This window comes from Streptomyces viridiviolaceus (assembly GCF_014650995.1).
Classification (GTDB): domain Bacteria; phylum Actinomycetota; class Actinomycetes; order Streptomycetales; family Streptomycetaceae; genus Streptomyces; species Streptomyces viridiviolaceus.
The window spans coordinates 264,945-282,899 of record NZ_BMWA01000009.1; the positions used below are offsets into that span (position 1 = coordinate 264,945).

General features: G+C 71.6%; 15 protein-coding genes. 4 read left to right on the forward strand and 11 right to left on the reverse strand.

The annotated features are described in order from the left end of the window. Positions 1-11: 11 nt before the first annotated feature. Positions 12-2,141, forward strand: a complete 2,130-nt coding sequence (locus IE260_RS15300; protein ID WP_189872002.1) for a PTS fructose transporter subunit IIABC — start codon at positions 12-14, stop codon at positions 2,139-2,141. An 86-nt stretch (positions 2,142-2,227) separates the two neighbouring features. Here the strand turns inward: IE260_RS15300 and IE260_RS15305 are convergent, their stop codons facing one another. The 4 genes from IE260_RS15305 to IE260_RS15320 form a co-directional block, all read right to left on the reverse strand. Continuing rightward, positions 2,228-2,974, reverse strand: a complete 747-nt coding sequence (locus IE260_RS15305) for a DUF6227 family protein (RefSeq protein ID WP_189872004.1) — start codon at positions 2,972-2,974, stop codon at positions 2,228-2,230. Between the two features lie 157 nt (positions 2,975-3,131). Next, positions 3,132-4,355 carry a L,D-transpeptidase gene (locus IE260_RS15310; protein ID WP_189872006.1) on the reverse strand — a complete coding sequence of 408 codons (1,224 nt, stop codon included), beginning with the start codon at positions 4,353-4,355 and terminating at the stop codon, positions 3,132-3,134. 184 nt (positions 4,356-4,539) lie between these two features. Next, positions 4,540-5,568 (reverse strand): P1 family peptidase, encoded by a 1,029-nt coding sequence (locus IE260_RS15315; RefSeq protein ID WP_189872008.1) that lies wholly within the window; start codon positions 5,566-5,568, stop codon positions 4,540-4,542. Between the two features lie 40 nt (positions 5,569-5,608). Then, on the reverse strand, positions 5,609-6,841 hold the full coding sequence (locus tag IE260_RS15320) for a low temperature requirement protein A (RefSeq protein WP_373303345.1): 1,233 nt from the start codon (positions 6,839-6,841) through the stop codon (positions 5,609-5,611). Positions 6,842-6,953: 112 nt separating this feature from the next. On the opposite strand from IE260_RS15320, the gene IE260_RS15325 reads away from it, so the two are divergent. Further along, the gene (locus IE260_RS15325) at positions 6,954-7,130 is read left to right on the forward strand and encodes a hypothetical protein (RefSeq protein WP_189872010.1); all 177 of its coding nucleotides are present in this window, start codon (positions 6,954-6,956) and stop codon (positions 7,128-7,130) included. Positions 7,131-7,170: 40 nt separating this feature from the next. Here the strand turns inward: IE260_RS15325 and mscL are convergent, their stop codons facing one another. The 6 genes from mscL to IE260_RS15355 form a co-directional block, all read right to left on the reverse strand. Continuing rightward, positions 7,171-7,641, reverse strand: coding sequence for a large conductance mechanosensitive channel protein MscL (gene mscL / locus IE260_RS15330; RefSeq protein ID WP_189872012.1), 471 nt, complete (start codon positions 7,639-7,641; stop codon positions 7,171-7,173). 111 nt (positions 7,642-7,752) lie between these two features. Then, positions 7,753-8,382, reverse strand: a complete 630-nt coding sequence (locus IE260_RS15335; protein WP_373303348.1) for a CpaB family protein — start codon at positions 8,380-8,382, stop codon at positions 7,753-7,755. A 258-nt stretch (positions 8,383-8,640) separates the two neighbouring features. Then, the gene (locus IE260_RS15340) at positions 8,641-9,483 is read right to left on the reverse strand and encodes an S-methyl-5'-thioadenosine phosphorylase (RefSeq protein WP_189872016.1); all 843 of its coding nucleotides are present in this window, start codon (positions 9,481-9,483) and stop codon (positions 8,641-8,643) included. A gap of 107 nt (positions 9,484-9,590) precedes the next feature. Next, positions 9,591-9,890: an FmdB family zinc ribbon protein gene (locus IE260_RS15345; RefSeq protein ID WP_189872018.1), complete on the reverse strand. Its 300-nt coding sequence runs from the start codon at positions 9,888-9,890 to the stop codon at positions 9,591-9,593. 67 nt (positions 9,891-9,957) lie between these two features. Further along, the gene (locus IE260_RS15350; RefSeq protein WP_189872020.1) at positions 9,958-11,289 is read right to left on the reverse strand and encodes an MFS transporter; all 1,332 of its coding nucleotides are present in this window, start codon (positions 11,287-11,289) and stop codon (positions 9,958-9,960) included. A gap of 251 nt (positions 11,290-11,540) precedes the next feature. Next, on the reverse strand, positions 11,541-13,085 hold the full coding sequence (locus IE260_RS15355; RefSeq protein ID WP_189872022.1) for a potassium/proton antiporter: 1,545 nt from the start codon (positions 13,083-13,085) through the stop codon (positions 11,541-11,543). 325 nt (positions 13,086-13,410) lie between these two features. Here IE260_RS15355 and IE260_RS15360 point away from each other — a divergent pair, with 325 nt between their 5' ends. Then, a complete protein-coding gene (locus IE260_RS15360) occupies positions 13,411-16,272 on the forward strand; it encodes a penicillin acylase family protein (protein WP_189872024.1) in 2,862 nt (953 codons plus the stop codon). 68 nt (positions 16,273-16,340) lie between these two features. Here the strand turns inward: IE260_RS15360 and IE260_RS15365 are convergent, their stop codons facing one another. Next, complete coding sequence (locus IE260_RS15365) at positions 16,341-16,916, reverse strand: 5-formyltetrahydrofolate cyclo-ligase (RefSeq protein ID WP_189872151.1); 576 nt, start codon at positions 16,914-16,916, stop codon at positions 16,341-16,343. Between the two features lie 132 nt (positions 16,917-17,048). Between IE260_RS15365 and galU the strand changes: the two genes are divergently transcribed. Continuing rightward, positions 17,049-17,951: a UTP--glucose-1-phosphate uridylyltransferase GalU gene (gene galU / locus IE260_RS15370; RefSeq protein WP_189872026.1), complete on the forward strand. Its 903-nt coding sequence runs from the start codon at positions 17,049-17,051 to the stop codon at positions 17,949-17,951. Positions 17,952-17,955: the final 4 nt, after the last annotated feature.

A 17,955-nucleotide genomic window follows, 5' to 3' on the forward strand; every position in this document is an offset into this window, starting at 1 on the left:
AGGAGCCCGCGATGAGCGACATGATCACCGCGGACCTGGTCGACCTCGACCTGTCCGCCGACACCAAGGAAGCGGCGGCCCGCGCCCTCGCCGAGCGGATGGTGGCCCTGGGCCGGGTGACCGACCTGGACGGCTTCCTCGCCGACGTGGCCGCCCGCGAGGCGCAGATGCCGACCGGGCTGGACGGCGGCATCGGCATCCCGCACTGCCGCAGCGAGCACGTCACCGAGCCGACGCTCGCCTTCGGGCGCAGTGCCGGGGGCATCGACTTCGGGGCGGCGGACGGCCCGGCCGACCTGATCTTCCTGATCGCCGCGCCGGCGGGCGCCGACGACGCCCATCTGACGATCCTGTCCTCCCTGGCCCGGCAGCTGATGAACGAGGAGTTCACCACGGCGCTGCGGGCGGCGGGCGACGCCGCGGCCGCGGCGGCCCTCATCCGCGGGGAGGAACCCCAGGCCGCCGAGGCCGAGTCCACCGAGCCCGCCGAGCCCGCCGAGCCTTCCGAACCGGCGGCATCCGAAGACCCCGAGACGTCCGGGACCGCCGAGGCCCCCGAAGACTCCGTGGCGGCGTCGGCGGCGGCCTCCGCCGACGCCGCCACGGGCAGCACCGGCACGCCGGAGGAAAGCGGCGGGCGTCCGTTCCGGATCGTCGCCGTCACCTCGTGCCCCACAGGCATCGCGCACACCTACATGGCGGCCGAGTCGCTGGAGAACGCGGGCCGTGAGGCCGGCGTCGAGGTCGTCGTCGAGACCCAGGGCTCGGCCGGCTTCACCCGGCTCGACCCGGCGGTGATCGCGGCGGCGGACGGCGTCATCTTCGCCCACGACGTGCCCGTGCGCGACAAGGACCGTTTCGCCGGCAAGCCCACCGTCGACACCGGCGTCAAGGCGGCCATCAACCGGCCCGCCGAGCTGATCTCCGACGTCCGCGGGAAGGCGGCGCGCGGTGAGGTCACCTCCGGCGCCCCGGGCGCGACCCCCGTCGAGCGCACCGGCGAGTCCGGCGAGGGCTACGGCACCAAGCTCCGCAAATGGCTCATGTCGGGCGTCAGTTACATGGTCCCGTTCGTCGCGGCGGGCGGTCTGCTCATCGCGCTCGGCTTCGCCCTCGGCGGCTACGACATCAACAAGGCGCCGTCGGTGATGGACCACTTCGTGTGGACGCAGGTGGACAGCTGGGCGGCGCTGCTGTTCCAGATCGGCGGCGTGGCGTTCGCCTTCCTCGTCCCGGTCCTGGCCGGTTACATCGCCTACGGCATGGCCGACCGCCCGGGGCTCGTCCCCGGCTTCGTCGGCGGCTCGATCGCGCTGACGATCAACGCGGGCTTCCTCGGCGGTCTCGCGGCCGGTCTGATCTCCGGTGCCGTGGTGATGGCGATCCAGCGAGTGCGGATCCCGGCGGCGCTGCGCGGCATCATGCCGGTGGTGGTGATCCCGCTGATCTCCTCGGCGATCGTCGGGTTCCTGATGTTCGTGGTGATCGGCAAACCCATCGCCTCCGCGCAGAAGGCGATGACCGACTGGCTGAACGGCCTGTCCGGGGCCAACGCGATCCTGCTCGGCGCCCTGCTCGGCCTGATGATGTGCTTCGACCTCGGTGGTCCCGTCAACAAGGTCGCCTACACCTTCGCCACCGCCGGTATCGCGGTGTCGGACCCGAGCGACTCGGCGATGAAGATCATGGCGGCGGCGATGGCGGCCGGCATGGTCCCGCCGCTGGCGATGGCCCTGGCGACGACCGTGCGCGCCCGGCTCTTCAACGCCGCCGAGCGCGAGAACGGCAAGGCGGCCTGGGTCCTGGGCGCCTCCTTCATCTCCGAGGGCGCGATCCCGTTCGCGGCGGCCGACCCGCTCCGGGTCATCCCGTCCTCGATGGTGGGCGGCGCGGTCACCGGCGCGCTGTCGATGACCTTCGAGGCGACCCTGCGCGCCCCGCACGGCGGCATCTTCGTGGTCCCGCTGATCGGCAACCCGCTGCTCTACCTGGTCGCCATCGCGGCGGGCGTGTGCGTCACCACCGCGCTGGTGGTCGTCCTCAAGGGCCTGCGCAAGCAGGTGCCGGGAGCGGCGGCGCAGGGGCCGGGCCCGGATTCCGCGGCCTCGACGGCGAAGGCGAAGCAGCCGGTGGCGGCGTAGGACGACACGAAAGAGCCGAGGACGCCGGGCCGGATTCCGAACGGAATCCGGCCCGGCGTCCTCGGCACGTCCGGCGGTCGGCCCGGTCAGGGGACCTGCGCGGCCCGCCGCTCCATCGCGCGGTGGGCGGCGTCCTCGCTCACGTACACCTCGCACATGTGCCGTCCGTCGGGCGTCGCCGTGTGCTCGACCTCCCACAGGGAGATCTCCTCGCCGTCGTCGAGCAGGAACGCGTGCTCGTAGAGCGAGAAGCTCAACCCGGCGCGGCCCCTGCGGCCGGGCCGGCCGAAAGCCTGGGTGATCTGGTGCGCGGACGCCGTGGCCAGCAGCGCGGCGATGTCGGCGCCGGGCCGGTCCGCGTTCTCCGCGCGTCGCAGCAGCCGGCGGGCGTGGTCCGCCGAACCGCCCTGCACATAGGCGTGCCGGGGCGCGGGGATCGGCGACAGCTGCACCAGGACCGGCAGCTCGAAGTCCGGGGCGTCCGCCGGAAGCGGCAGCCGGGCGGTGGCGGCGCGCAGCTCCTCCTCGTCGACGTACACCTCGTGCTGCGGTTCACTGCCCGGGGCCGTGTTGTGGACCAGCTCCCAGAGCGTGAGCGCCGATCCGTCGGCGAGCAGCCACGTGTGCCGGTAGGTCTCGCGGTGCAGTCCCGCGCTGTGGTGCGCGGAGTGCAGGGAACCGTCGTGCACCAGCGCGCAGTCCAGTTGCCGTATCGTCTCGTCGGGCAGCTCGAACGAGTTCAGGGCGCGGCCGAGCAGTCGCGCGAGGTGCTCCTCCGGAGACTCGGGCGACTCGGATGGTTCGTACGCTGCCGTCTCGTACGGAACGCTCAAGGTCTCTCCCGGCGTTGCTGCATGTCACCTTGTGGGTGCATACCGTAGCCCCTCGGTCGGACATCATGTCCGGGAACCGAGAAAACGTACGCACGAAAAACGCGCGGGCCGCGCGAAAAGTTCCCGCGCGACCCGACGAGCCGTCAAAATCCGCTGCTCAGGCGGCGCTTCCGGCGACCCACTCGTTCCAGTCCATGTTCCAGCCGTTGAGGCCGTTGTCGGGTGCGACCGTGCCGTCCGGGGAGTTCTTGACGATCACTACGTCCCCGATGAGTGAATTGTCGTAGAACCGCTTGCCCGGGGTGTCGCCCTGGCCGCCCTGGACGTCTCGCAGTCCTACGCAGCCGTGGCTGGTGCCCTGGCGCCCGAAGGGCGGATTGCCCTGGTTGTACCAGTAGTTGCCGTGGAGGAAGGTGCCGGACCGGGTCAGGCGCATCGCGTGCGGCACGTCCGGGATGTTGTACTCGCCGCCGAAGCCGACCGTCGAGCCGTCCATGTGCGTCTGCGGGGACTTCTCGGAGATCACCATCTGCCCGTTGTACGTGGGGTTCTGCGCGCTGCCGGCCGAGATCGGGACCGACTCGATCGTCTTGCCGTCACGCACGACCGTCATCGTCTGGGTGGCGGCGTCGACCGTGGAGACCTGCGAGCGGCCCACGGTGAACGTGACGGTCTTCTTCTGCACGCCGTGGACGCCGTTCGCGCCCTCCACCCCGTCCAGGTCGATCTTCATGGTGACCTTGGAACCGGCCTTCCAGTACTCCTGGGGCCGGAAGTCGAGCCGCTGCGACCCGAACCAGTGCCCGACCACCTGCTGCCCGCTGCTGGAGGTGACCGTGATGCCCGACTGCACGGCCTTCCGGTTGCTGATCGCCTTGTCGAACGTGAACGACACCGGCATCCCGACGCCCACCGTGGTGCCGCCGTCCGGGGTGTAGGTGCCGATGAAGCTGTTGGCCGACGTGACAGTGGTGAAGACCGAGTCGGCGGCGGCCGTGCGGCCGTCGGCGTCCTTCGCGGTGGCCGTGATCCGGTACTTCGTGCCCCGCTCCAGCTGCTCCTTCGGCTTCCAGTTCCGGCCGTCGGCGGTGACCGAGCCCGGCACGGTGGCGCCCGTCTCCGCCACGGTCATCCTCACCTCGGTCAGCCGGCCGTCGCTGACCTTCACGCCGGTGGCGTTGATCGACGCGCCGGTCGACCCGTCCTTCGCCGAGATGGCGATCTTCGCGACGGAGGTCTTGACGGCGTCCTCGCCGCCCCTGCCGTCCTTCTTGTCGTCGGCGTTGGCGCTGCCGCCGCAGGCGGTGAGGGTGAGGGCGCCGACCACCAGGGCGGCACAGGCCCCCAGTACGCGCCGCGCTGCTATGTCCGGCGTTGTCACGGGCTGCTCCAGGTTCGGGTGATGTGCGTCGTCCAGTACAGCCCTGAAGAGGGAACCGGCGGCCGGTGAGGTTCCCACCGGCCGCGCACAACGCCGACGCGTGACAGAACCGGGACAATCACCCGCCGTGCGGACGGGCCCCGACCCGCGCGCCCACAGCGGACTTGCCGCCGGGACCGCGCAACTACCCGCCGTACAACTCCCCGTACGACGGCCACCTCCCGCCCGGCCCGTCCACCGGCTCGGCGGCCCGCACGGCGCGCACGATCGCGCGGGTCACCATGTCGGCGCCCGCCGCCAGGACCTCGTTCAGCGCGAGCGGCTGCCCGGCGTCCAGCGGGCGCTCCCCGGTGGCCAGGGCGAACACCGTGTCCCCGTCGCTGAGCAGGTGCACCGGCCGTACGGCACGTGCGATGCCGTCGTGCGCCGTACCGGCCAGCTTCTGGGCCTGCGCCTTGGACAGTCCGGCGTCGGTGGCCACCACGGCGAGCGTGGTGTTGAGCGGAGGCGGCGCGCTGCTCGCCTCGGCCTCGGCGATACGCCGCCGCGCGGACTCGTGGACGGCCGGCTCCGGGTACGCCACCCGCCGCCCTTGGAACAACTCCCCGTACAGCACCCCCGTCTCCGGATCCACCGCCGACCCCGCCGCGTTGGCCACCACCAGCGCCGCCACCGTGATTCCCGACTCCAGCACCGTGCTCGCGGTGCCGACCCCGCCCTTCAGCACGCCCACCGCGGCTCCCGTGCCGGCGCCGACGCAGCCTTGCGCCACCGGGGCCCCGGGCGCGCTCGCGTGGGCCGCTTCGACGGCCGCCCGCCCGGTGGCAGCGTCCGGCCTGGCCCGGAAGTCGCCGCCGCGCCCCAGGTCGAAGACGCAGGCGGCGGGCACCACCGGCACGACGTGCGCCGGATCCGGCCCGACCCGCACCCCCCGCCCCCGCTCCTCCAGCCAGGCCATCACTCCGGACGCCGCGTCGAGCCCGTACGCGCTGCCGCCGGTCAGCACCACCGCCTCGACCTTCTGCACCAAGTTGCGCGGATCGAGCGCGTCGGTCTCCTTGGTGCCGGGACCGCCACCGCGCACGTCCACGGCGGCGACCGCCCCGCCCTCCGGCGCGAGCACCACCGTCGTGCCCGTGAGCCATCCGTCGCCGGTGCGCGTCGCATGCCCCACCCGCACGCCGGCGACGTCCGTCAATGCGTCAACTGTCATGCCGTCAGTGTCGTCCAGCCGCCGGTGCCCCGAAGCGGCGTCAGGCGGCCGGCTCCGCCGTTCCCCTCGCCGGCAGGACCCGGCGCGCGGTCAGCGTCACGCCGGTCGCCACCGCAAGAGCCAGGACGATCCCCGCCACGAGCACGGCCCAGTCGCCGAGGAACGTGCAGCAGATCACCAGCAGCGCGGCGCTCGGCAGCACCAGCTGCTCGGTGATGCCCACCTTGAAGTGACGCGAGTGCAGCGCCCACACCGTGAGCAGGTACAAGGCCGTCGGCAGGGTCACCGCGGCCGAGGCCGCCAGAGTGGAGATGTGCGCCTTGCCCACCGCCTGTTCCACCGCCACTTCCAGGCCCGCCCCGATCGCGGCCGCCGCGGCGAACACCAGGTAGTGGCCGTAGCCCCACAGGAACGCCTGTCTCCTGGAGCGCAGACGGCCGTGGACGGGGGTCACGAAGTAGATCCACCAGGCGGCGAAGACGATCAGCAGGCCGCCCGCCGCGATCGGCAGCAGCCTGGCCAGGGCGTGGTGCTCGTCGATGCCCGACTTCACCGCGACCGTGGCCGCCGCGACGGTCTCGCCGAGCACGATGATGGTGAACAGTCCGTACCGCTCGGCGATGTGATGCGGATGCCAGGCCGACATGTGCTTGCGCTCCGCGTACGCCGGCACGCACATCTCCAGCAGGGCCATCACCAGGAAGAGCCACGGTCGGCCGCTGACCGGTGCGAACAGCAGCCCCAGCCAGCCGACCTGGCAGATGAGCACACCGCCGGCGTACCGCAGGGCCATGATGCGCTCCGGGGGCCGACTCGACCGCGCGGCCCGCAGCCACTGCACCGACATGGCGATCCGCATAATGGCGTAGCCCAGCCAGACGGCCAGGAAGTCGTGGTCCTCGAAGGCCTGCGAGACCCCGGCCGCCAGAACCAGGGCACCCGCGATCTGCACCAGGGTGACGACCCGGTAGAGCACGTCGTCGTTGTCGTAGGCCGAGGCGAACCAGGTGAAGTTCATCCACGCCCACCAGACGGCGAAGAAGACCATCGCGTAGTTGACGATCCCCTCGCCCGCGTGCCCCTCGGCGACGGCGTGCACCAGCTGGGCGCCCGCCTGGGCGACGGCCACGACGAAGCACAGGTCGAAGAAGAGCTCCAGCGACGAGGCGACGCGGTGCGCCTCGTGACGGCCGCGGGCCGTGAGCCTGCGCAGTGGCCTGTTGCGGTCGGGCGGGCCGGAGGGGGCGGGGGTGGGAGTCGGACTGGACATCATGATCCCCAGCACAGCAGACACGGCACGGATGTGCCCGTGGGGGGCTCCGTCCGCGGGGGAGGGCGCCGGACGGCCGGGACGGCGGTCGTCCCGGGGGCCGTACTCTGGACGCATGAGCAGCGCCCCCGAACCCGAGCCCCGCGCGCCGAAGCCCGCGCTGGTCTTCGACGACCCGCTGGACCAGCAGTCCCCGGACGACACCGACCGCGGCTGGGGCGAGCGGGCGGAGGGCGGCAGCTCGGCCGACCTGAAGCGCTTCCTCGACGAGAAGCCGCCGCACCACCTGTGAGCCGTGCGGGCCGCTGCGCGGCGACGCCGCGACGCTCCCGTTACTGCCGGTCGTGGCCCGAACCGCGCTGGGCGACCAGAGCGTCGCGGATCTCCTTGAGCACCTCCAGCTCGCTCACCTCGACGACCTCCTGAGTGCCCTCCCTGGCCTTGCGGCGGGCCTCCTGCCGGGCCAGGTACTTGGCCATGGGCAGGACCATCAGGAAGTAGACGACGGCCGCGGTGATCAGGAACGTGAGCGTCGCCCCGAGCACCGAGCCCCAGAGGATCCGGACGCCCGTCGCACTGTCGCCGGTGCCGGTGCACGGGCCCTTGAGACAGGAGCTGTAACTGTCCAGGCTCTGGGTGCCGAACGCTCCGACCAGCGGGTTGATGACCCCCTTCACCACCGAGTTGACGATGTTGGTGAAGGCGGCGCCGATCACCACCGCCACCGCCAGGTCGACGACGTTCCCACGCATCAGGAAGGCCTTGAAGCCCTGCCAGACGCTCGGCTCGTTCTTCTCGCTCACCTCGGGCGCACTCCTCGCATGAACAGGTTGTGGAACAAAACGCTCCGCAACCTACGTCAGCGTTGGGCCGTCCTGTCCAATTCAGCCCCTCGATCGAGGGACTCGACGGGCTCAGCACAGCGTCACCGCCAACCGGGCCGTCGCCCCCGCGCCGACCAGCCGGTGGGCGGTGGCGCGCGGCACCGAGAGGACGACCAGCGCGCCGCCCTCCGCGGTCCCCTCCAGCAGCTCCGGCACCTCCGTCACGCGCACGCCGCGGGCGACCACGGAGGCCTCCGTGCCGCCGTCCCCGGCGGCGATGACGTCGACCCGGTCGCCGGGCCCGAGCAGTCGCACCGTCGCCGCGTCGGCGATCCGCACCGGTGCCGCCACCAGCTCCGCCGGGTGCCGCTTGCGTGCCTGATCGGTCGCCGGATGCCCACGTGCCCGCTGGGCGTCCTGCACGCCGGCACCCGGGTGGGGGCCCGCGGCCACCAGCGCCGCGGCCGTGACGGCGAGGCCGGCGGCGACGGCCCGACGCCGGTGCCGGACGAGCCGGCGCAGCCGATGACAACCGCCCCGCACCCGCACGGGGGCGAAGTGCGGCACCTCGCACGTGGGTGGAGCGTCGGTGCCGGGCGGTCGGGGGGAGCGGGCGGAGGGAGACGGTGACGAGGCCCAGGACGGGGCGCGAAACGGCGACGGAGCGGAAGAAGGGGAGGACGACGGAGAAGGGGACGGAACGAAGGACACGGCAACCACCACCTACGACGAGGACCCGGCCCGCGAGGACCGGCCGGCGGTCCCACGATGCGGCCTCGCGCCGCCGCCCGCCGGAGCCCGTGCGCTACCGGCGGGTTGTGGAAAACTCCCTCACCCGAACGAGAGGTTCCCCCGCCACTACGACAGCGCGACCGCAACTGCGTCAGTACTACCGCCCTTACGGCCAGGGCTACCGCCCTTACGGCCAGCGCTACCGCCGCTGCGGCAGCCCGACCCCCCTGCGGCAGCCCGACCCCCCTACGGCAGCGCGATCCCCGGATCCATCCCGCCCAGTGCCTTCCCGCACGGGCAGTCCCGCTCCCCGGCCGCCGGCAGCGCGGCCACCGCGTCGAACAGCACGCCCCGCAGCCGGTCCACGTTCGCCGCGAAGACCCGCAGTACCTCTTCGTGCGACACGCCCTCGCCGCTCTCGGCGCCGGCGTCGAGGTCGGTGACGAGGGTCAGCGACGTGTAGCAGAGCTCCAGCTCACGGGCGAGCGCCGCCTCCGGGTGCCCGGTCATGCCGACCACCGACCAGCCCTGCGCCTGATGCCACAGCGACTCGGCGCGGGTCGAGAAGCGGGGTCCCTCGACCACGACCAGCGTGCCGCCGTCCACCGGCTCCCAGTCCCGCCCCCGCGCGGCCTTCAGCGCGGCGGCCCGTCCGGCGGGGCAGTACGGGTCGGCCAGCGACACGTGGACCACGTTGGGCACGGTGCCGTCGGGCAGCGGCAGACCGTCGAAGTACGTCTGTGCCCGTGACTTCGTACGGTCGACGAACTGGTCGGGCACGAGCAGTGTGCCCGGACCGTACTCCGGCCGCAGGCCGCCGACCGCGCACGGGCCGAGGACCTGGCGCACGCCGGCCGAGCGCAGCGCCCACAGGTTGGCCCGGTAGTTGATCCGGTGCGGCGGCAGATGGTGGCCGCGGCCGTGCCGGGGGAGGAAGGCGACCCGCCGGCCGGCGACCTCGCCGAGAAAGAGGGAGTCGCTGGGCGGCCCGTACGGGGTGTCGACCTGGACCTCGGTCACGTCGTCGAGGAACGAGTAGAAACCGGAGCCGCCGATCACGCCGATCTCGGCATTCACCTTGTTCGCCATGCCCGCACCCTAGCCCTCCGTGGAGAACCCGGGTACGCCGAAGACCCCGTCGTCGGACGACGACAGGGTCCCGGGGGACCGACGGGGTCCCGTGAAGAGGAGAAGCCCTACGCGGCGGTGGTGCTGGTGGAGCTGCCGGCCCCGGAGCTCGACGACGAACCCGAGTCCGAGGAGGACGTCGACGAGGACGACGACTTCGACGACGACGCCGGCGAGCTGCTCGACGAGGCGCCACGGCTGTCGTTGCGGTAGAAGCCGGAGCCCTTGAAGACAATGCCGACCGCCGAGAACACCTTCTTCAGGCGGCCCTTGCAGTTCGGGCACTCGGTCAGGGCGTCGTCGGTGAACTTCTGCACCGCCTCGAGGCCCTCGCCGCACTCGGTGCACTGGTACTGATAGGTCGGCACTGTGTTCCTCCTGGCACTCTCACTCAATGAGTGCTAACGACGCTCCATACTGACTTATTCCGAGGGATCAGTCCACTGCGGCGGGCACGCGGTGACCCACGCCACGCGCGACGGTACGGCCGCCGGGCCGTGTCGTGAGCCGCGACCGCAGCGCCACCAGGGTCGCCAGCGCCAGCACCGTGCCGCCCATCGGCACCAGGAACCCGGCGCCGTCCCAGAACCGGTCCTCCAGCTGTCCGGCGACCGTGACGGCGACCGCCTGGCCGAGCGCGACCGCGCCGGTCAGCCAGGTGAACGCCTCGGTGCGGGCACCCGCCGGGACCAGGCCCTCGACCAGCGTGTAGCCGGTGATCAGGGCGGGCGCGATGCACATGCCGACGAGCAGGCCGAGGCCCGCCAGGAGGAGCACGGAGTGCGCGGCCCACAGACCGGAGGCGGTCAGCGCGAGGGCGGTGTAGCCGACGAGGAGGCGCTGCTGCGGGGCGGCCTTCCAGGCGATGGCGCCGCAGACGAGGCCGGAGAGCATGTTGCCCGCGGCGAAGACGCCGTACAGGACTCCGTTCAGGCCGGGCTCGCCGATCGACTCGGTGAACGCGGCCAGCGCGACCTGCATGCCGCCGAAGACGGAGCCGATGCCCAGGAACGTCACGATCAGCACGCGCACCCCGGGGATGCGCAGGGCCGAGACGTGCTCCCCGCGCGCGTGGTCGCCGTCGGCGCCGCCCACCCGGGGCTGGGTGCTCCTCTGCGCGGCGAACAGCAGACCGCCGACCAGGGCCAGCGCGGCCTCGGTGACCAGGCCGGCGGCCGGGTCCACGGCCGTGCACAGGGCGGTGGCGACCAGCGGGCCGAGGACGAAGGTCAGCTCGTCGGTGACGGACTCGAAGGCGGCGGCCGTGCTCATCAGGGGCGAGCCCTTGAGCTTCACGCCCCAGCGGGCGCGCACCATGGGGCCGATCTGCGGCACCGAGGCACCCGTCGGCACGGCCGCCACGAACAGCGCCCACAGGGGCGCGCCGGCGAGCGCGAGGGCCGTCAGGGTCAGGCCCGACAGCGCGTGCACGAGCACACCGGGCAGCAGGACCGCGCGCTGCCCGTAACGGTCGGCGAGCCGTCCGCTGTAGGGGGCGAACAGGGCCATGGAGACGCCGGTGACGGCCGCGGCGGCGCCTGCGGCGCCGTAGGAGCCGGTGGTGTGCTGCACGAGCAGCACGATGGAGATCGTCAGCATGGCGAACGGCTGGCGTGCCGCGAAGCCGGGCAGCAGGAACGTCCAGGCGCCGCGGGTGCGCAGCAGCTGTCCGTATCCGGGGCGGGCGGAGGCGGGCGGGGTGTGCTGCCCCTCCGGCGCGTTCGCCGGCGTCTCCGGCTGCTTCGACGGGGTGACCGTGGATGCCACGGCCCGTGCCTTTCTGCCGCCTGGTAGCGCCGTCCCCCCTGTGCGGCTGGTCACCGTGCGGGGAGCGCCGAGAGCTGTCCTCTTGCGCGGACTGCGGTAGATACCGGGGCCCGTGCGGAAGAAGGGGGCGTTCCGGCCGCCATACGGTCGCGCCAGCTCTGCGTCAGGCAGAGTTGGTTCGATCAGGTGACACCTTCATCGTACAGGGATCAACGGGGCACGGCCTGTGAAAGTGAGCACCCTCGCCACCTTCACCTGCGATTGCCGTTGGCTTCGTCGGATGTTCCCAGCCAGCCGGCGAGCTTGCCGCCGCGGCCGACCGCGCGCAGCCGTGCCTCGGCGGCGTCCCGGACGGGGTCCGTGGCCACCACGAGGAGTTCGTCCCCGCGTCGCAGCCCCGTCGTCGGCAGGGGGACGAAGGACCTCCCCTCGCGGACGACCAGCGTGACGGCGGATCCGGCCGGCAGCCGCAGTTCGTTGATCTCGACGCCGTGCATCCGCGAGCCCTCGGGGATCGTGACCGACAGCAGGTGTCCGCGCAGCCGCTCCAGGGGCGCCGACTCGATCCCGAGGTCCGCGGCCTCGTCACTCTTGCCCAGGCGCAGCTTGCGGGCCAGCCAGGGCAGCGTCGGTCCCTGGATCAGGGTGTAGATGCAGACGAGGACGAAGACGATGTTGAAGATCCGCTGGCTGCCCTCGACTCCCTCGACCATGGGGATGGTCGCCAGGATGATGGGCACGGCGCCGCGCAGTCCCGCCCAGGACATCAGGGTCTGCTCCTGCCACGGCACCCGGAAGGGCAGCAGGCACAGCACGACGCTCAGCGGACGGGCGACCATGGTCAGCACCAGTCCGATCAGGAGGGCGGGCACGATGTCGTCGCCCAGCTCGTGCGGGGTGACCAGCAGGCCGAGCAGCACGAACATGCCGATCTGGGCGAGCCAGCCCAGTCCGTCGGCGAAACCGCGCGTCGCCGGCCAGTGCGGCAGCCGGGCGTTGCCCATGACCATCGAGGCGAGGTAGACGGCGAGGAAGCCGCTGCCGTGGGCCATGGCACCGGCCGCGTAGGCGGCGACGGCGATCGCCATGACGGCGATCGGGTAGAGGCCGGAGGCGGGCAGCGCCACGTGCCTGAGCCCCCAGGAGCCCAGCCAGCCCACCGCGAGTCCGATGGCCGCGCCGATGGCCAGCTCCAGGGCGATCTCGCCCAGCAGCACGTACCAGTGCTCCATCGGGCCGGCCGTGGAGAAGGCGACCACGAGGATGACCACCGGGGCGTCGTTGAAGCCCGACTCGGCCTCCAGCGTGCCCGCTATGCGCGAGGGCAGGGGGATCTTGCGCAGCACCGAGAAGACCGCCGCCGCGTCCGTGGAGGACACCACCGCCCCGACGATCAGTGCCTGCCGCCACTCCAGCCCGGTCAGGTAGTGCGCGCCCGCCGCCGTCACCCCGACGCTCACCGCGACCCCGGCCAGCGCGAGCGCCGAGGCGGCCGGCAGGGCCGGTTTGATGTCCTTCCACTTCGTGCCCAGGCCGCCCTCGGCCAGGATCACGACCAGGGCGCCGTATCCGATGACCTGGACCAGTTCGGCGTCGTCGAACTGGATGCCGCCGACGCCGTCCTGGCCCATGGCGACGCCGATGGCCAGGTAGACGAGCAGGCTGGGGAGCCCGCTGCGCGAGGAGATCCGGACCGCCGCGACGGCGATGAGCAGGACGAGCGAGCAGACGAGCAGGAGCTGGTTGAGGTGGTGGACAGTCAGCGGCCGTTCCCTTCCCTGGCGCACAGCGCCCACGCGCGTACCGGAACACAAGCACACCGCGCGCGTGCGCACGGTGGTCGTGCGCAGGGACGACGCGCGAGTCGGTGTGCGTGCCGGTAGCGCGAGTGAGCGCACATACATGGCACACGAAGCCGCGGGACCCGCGGCCAACTACTTCGTTACCTTACCTAACTCTTGACGATTTCTTGACGCTCGGCTTGGCAAGATCGAACGCCCGTGCGCGCTGGTTCCCCGACTCCGCGTCAAGGCGCGGCGGGCCCTGCGCCTATGGTTGCTCCAGCGCTCAGTAGAAAGCACAGCCCGCCCTGCCGCTCGTGTTAGGACAGCAAGGACAGCGATGCCGCCCACCAACACCGCCTCTTCGGGTCAGCAGCCCGGCAAGTCCGGCAGGAAAAAGGGGCGCAAAGTGCGCCTTGTCGTCCTCGTGCTGGTGCTGGCCATCATCGGCGGCCTCGCCTACGGGGCGTACTGGTCGATCAGCACGGTCCGTGCCTCCTTCCCGCAGACCAAGGGGTCGGTCACGCTGCAGGGCCTGTCGGGACCCGTCGACGTCAAGCGCGACGACTACGGCATCCCGCAGGTCTATGCCTCCTCCGACGAGGACCTGTTCATGGCGCAGGGCTACGTCCAGGCCCAGGACCGGTTCTACGAGATGGACGTGCGCCGGCACATGACCTCCGGGCGCCTGTCGGAGATGTTCGGCAAGAGTCAGGTCGACAACGACGAGTTCCTGCGCACCCTGGGCTGGGACCGGGTGGCGAAGGAGGAGTACGACGAGAAGCTGTCGGACTCCACCAAGAAGTACCTCCAGGCGTACGCCAAGGGGGTCAACGCCTACCTGGAGGGCAAGGACGGGGAGGACATCTCCCTGGAGTACGCCGCCCTCGGGTTCACCAACGACTACAAGCCGCAGGCGTGGACCCCGGTCGACTCGGTGGCCTGGCTGAAGGCGATGGCCTGGGACCTGCGCGGCAACATGCAGGACGAGGTGGACCGCGCCCTGATGACCAGCCGCCTCGGCCCGAAGCAGATCGCCGACCTGTACCCGGCGTACCCGTACAGCCGGAACAAGGCGATCGTCCAGGAGGGCCAGTACGACGAGCTCACGCAGACCTTCGACGGCGGCGCGAGCGGCTCGTCCGGCAGCGGCGACGACTCCGCGTCGGGCACGGGTACGGGGGCCGGCACCGGTACGGGCACCGGCACCGGTACGGGCACCGGCACCGGTACGGGCACCGGCACCGGTACAGGCACCGGCACGGGTACGGGGACCGGCACCGGCACGTCGGGCGGCTCGGCCCTGCAGAGCCAACTCGCCGGGCTCCAGAACGTCCTGGACGACCTTCCCACCGCCGTCGGCGTGAACGGCAACGGCATCGGCTCCAACTCCTGGGTGGTCGGCGGCGAGCACACCATCACGGGCAAGCCGCTGCTCGCCAACGACCCGCACCTGTCGCCGTCGCTGCCCTCCGTCTGGTACCAGATGGGCCTGCACTGCCGCACCGTCTCCGCCAAGTGCCAGTACGACGTCACCGGCTACACCTTCGCGGGCATGCCCGGCGTGATAATCGGCCACAACCAGGACATCGCCTGGGGCCTGACCAACTCCGGCGTCGACGTCACCGACCTGTACCTGGAGAAGATCACCGGCGAGGGCTACCAGTACGACGGCAAGGTGGTCCCCTTCCAGACGCGCGAGGAGACCATCAAGGTCGCCGGCGGCGAGTCCAAGAAGATCGTCGTCCGCGAGACCAACAACGGCCCCCTGCTCTCCGACCGCGACGACGAACTCGTGAAGGTCGGCCGGAAGGCCACCGTCGACACCGCGGCCCCCGACCGCGGCGACGGCTACGGCGTCGCCCTGCGCTGGACCGCGCTGGAGGCGGGCACCACGATGGACGCCGTCTTCGCGATCGACCGGGCGAAGGACTGGGAGGACTTCCGCGAGGCCGCCGCGCTGTTCGACGTGCCCTCGCAGAACCTGGTCTACGCCGACACCGACGGCAACATCGGCTACACGCTGCCCGGCAAGATCCCGGTGCGCGCCGAGAAGCACGACGGCTCCATCCCGGCGCCGGGCTGGGACTCCGAGTACCGCTGGACCGGCAAGTACATCGACCCGGACGAGCTGCCCTACGAGTTCGACCCGGACCGCGGCTACATCGTGACCGCCAACCAGGCCGTGGTCGACGAGGAGAAGTACCCGTACACGCTGACCACGGACTGGGGGTACGGCACGCGCAGCCAGCGGATCACCGCCCTGATCGAGCAGAAGATCGAGGACGGCGGCAAGATCTCCACCGACGACATGCGCCAGATGCAGCTGGACAACAGCAGTGAGATCGCCAAGCTGCTCGTGCCCCAGCTGCTGAAGATCGACGTCGAGGACAAGGACGTCCGCGAGGCGCAGAAGCTGCTGGAGGGCTGGGACTACACGCAGGACGCCGACTCGGCGGCGGCCGCCTACTTCAACGCGGTCTGGCGCAACATCCTCAAGCTCGCCTTCGGCAACAAGCTGCCGAAGGAGCTGCGGGTCGAGGGCCAGTGCCTGTGGGTCGACCCGGTCGACACCACCGGGCCCGCGGACGAGACCGACAAGGTCCGCGAGTGCGGTCAGCGGGACGCCGACCAGGCGCAGCCGGACGGCGGCGACCGCTGGTTCGAGGTGGTGCGCACCCTGATGGACGACCCGAAGAGCGACTGGTGGACGACGCCCAAGTCCGGCACCCGTAAGGGCGCCGACAACCGCGACGACCTGTTCAAGCGCGCCATGGTCGACGCCCGCTGGGAGCTGACCGCCAAGCTCGGCAAGGACATCGACACCTGGAACTGGGGCCGGCTGCACCGCCTGTTCCTGAACAACCAGACCCTCGGCACCGAGGGCCCGGGCTTCCTGAAGTACGCCCTCAACCGGGGTCCGTGGAAGCTCAGCGGCGGCGAGGCTGCGGTCAACGCCACCGGCTGGAACGCGGCCGGCGGCTACGAGGTGGTGTGGGTGCCGTCCATGCGGATGGTGGTCAACCTCGGCGAGCTCGACAAGTCGCGGTGGATCAACCTGTCCGGCGCCTCCGGGCACGCCTACAGCGCCCACTACACCGACCAGACGGACAAGTGGGCCGAGGGCGAGCTGCTGCCGTGGTCGTTCTCGAAGAAGGCGGTCGACGACAGCACGACCGACACCTTGGTGCTCAAGCCCTGAGCCCGCGTCCCCGACGCGAACGGCCCCCACGCACGCGTGGGGGCCGTTCCCGTGTCCGGCCGTCCGGGTCAGCGGAACCGCCGCACCCCCGACGGCGTCACCACCGCGTCCACCGGCCGGTCGTGCGGCTCCTCGGGGACGTGCGCGACGACCTCGGAGTCGTACAGCAGCACCAGCAGCGCCGGACGCGCCCCCGCCCGCTCCAGACGGGCCAGGACCCGGTCGTACGAACCGCCGCCCCGCCCCAGCCGCATGCCCCGTTCGTCGACCGCCAGGCCCGGCAGCAGCACGACGTCGGCCTCGGTCACCGCGTCCGGACCCAGGCGCTCGCCGGCCGGCTCGAACAGGGCCATCCGCCCGCCGTGTTGCACGCGCGCGAGGGAGCTTTCCCCGGTGTAGAGGCCCCAGTCCAGGTCGTTGTCGGGCAGCAGCGCGGGCAGCAGGACCCGCACGCCCCGCGCGCGCAGCGCGTCGAGCAGCGCGAGCGTGCCCGGCTCGGCGCCCACGGAGACGTATGCCGCCACCGTGCGCGCCCCTGCCACCTCGGGCAGCCCGAGTGCCCGCTCGGCCAGCGCACCCGCCGCCGCCCGCACGTCATCGGCTGGCAAACTGTTCCTCACCTTGAGGAACTCCCGGCGCAACATCCGCTTGCCAGGCTCGGCCGCACGTCCGATGTGACTCAAAGGTCGCTCCCGTACCGCTCTTATGCGCTCATATGAGCGTCAATCATCCGGAGCCACAGATTCTCCCTAAAGGCACCGGATATGGTGTCGGGCATGACTCAGTCGCACCCCAGGATCAGCAAGGCTGTCATCCCCGCAGCAGGTCTCGGCACCCGGTTCCTGCCGGCCACCAAGGCCACTCCCAAGGAGATGCTGCCGGTCGTGGACAAGCCGGCGATCCAGTACGTGGTCGAGGAGGCCGTGTCCGCGGGTCTCGACGACGTCCTCATGGTGACGGGCCGCAACAAGCGCCCCCTCGAGGACCACTTCGACCGCAACTACGAGCTGGAGTCCGCCCTGGAGAAGAAGGGCGACGCGGAGCGGCTGGCCAAGGTCCAGGAGTCCAGCGACCTCGCGATGATCCACTACGTCCGCCAGGGCGACCCCAAGGGCCTCGGCCACGCCGTCCTGTGCGCCGCTCCGCACGTCGGCGACGAGCCCTTCGCGGTCCTGCTCGGCGACGACCTGATCGACCCGCGCGACCCGCTGCTGCAGCGCATGATCGAGGTGCAGGGGCAGTACGGCGGCAGTGTCATCGCCCTCATGGAGGTCGCGCCGGAGCAGATCCACCTCTACGGATGCGCCGCCGTCGACACCACCGAGGACGGCGACGTCGTCAAGGTCAGCGGCCTGGTGGAGAAGCCCGACCCGGCGGACGCGCCGTCCAACTACGCCGTCATCGGCCGTTACGTCCTCGACCCGCACGTCTTCGACATACTGCGCGACACCCGGCCCGGGCGCGGCGGTGAGATCCAGCTCACCGACGCCCTCCAGCAGCTCGCGTCGGACGAGAAGGTCGGCGGCCCGGTGCACGGCGTCGTCTTCAAGGGCCGCCGCTACGACACCGGTGACCGCAGCGACTATCTGCGTGCCATTGTCAGACTGGCGTGCGAACGTGAAGACCTGGGCCCGGACTTCCGGACCTGGCTTCGCAGTTACGTAGCCGAGGAGATGTAACGAC

Coding starts and splice junctions, on each gene's coding strand:
- IE260_RS15300 (WP_189872002.1), top strand. CDS start 12: ATGAGCGACATGATCACCGCGGACCTGGTCGACCTCGACCTGTCCGCC.
- IE260_RS15315 (WP_189872008.1), bottom strand. CDS start 5,568: ATGACAGTTGACGCATTGACGGACGTCGCCGGCGTGCGGGTGGGGCAT.
- IE260_RS15320 (WP_373303345.1), bottom strand. CDS start 6,841: ATGATGTCCAGTCCGACTCCCACCCCCGCCCCCTCCGGCCCGCCCGAC.
- IE260_RS15325 (WP_189872010.1), top strand. CDS start 6,954: ATGAGCAGCGCCCCCGAACCCGAGCCCCGCGCGCCGAAGCCCGCGCTG.
- IE260_RS15340 (WP_189872016.1), bottom strand. CDS start 9,483: ATGGCGAACAAGGTGAATGCCGAGATCGGCGTGATCGGCGGCTCCGGT.
- IE260_RS15360 (WP_189872024.1), top strand. CDS start 13,411: ATGCCGCCCACCAACACCGCCTCTTCGGGTCAGCAGCCCGGCAAGTCC.
- IE260_RS15365 (WP_189872151.1), bottom strand. CDS start 16,916: ATGTTGCGCCGGGAGTTCCTCAAGGTGAGGAACAGTTTGCCAGCCGAT.
- galU (WP_189872026.1), top strand. CDS start 17,049: ATGACTCAGTCGCACCCCAGGATCAGCAAGGCTGTCATCCCCGCAGCA.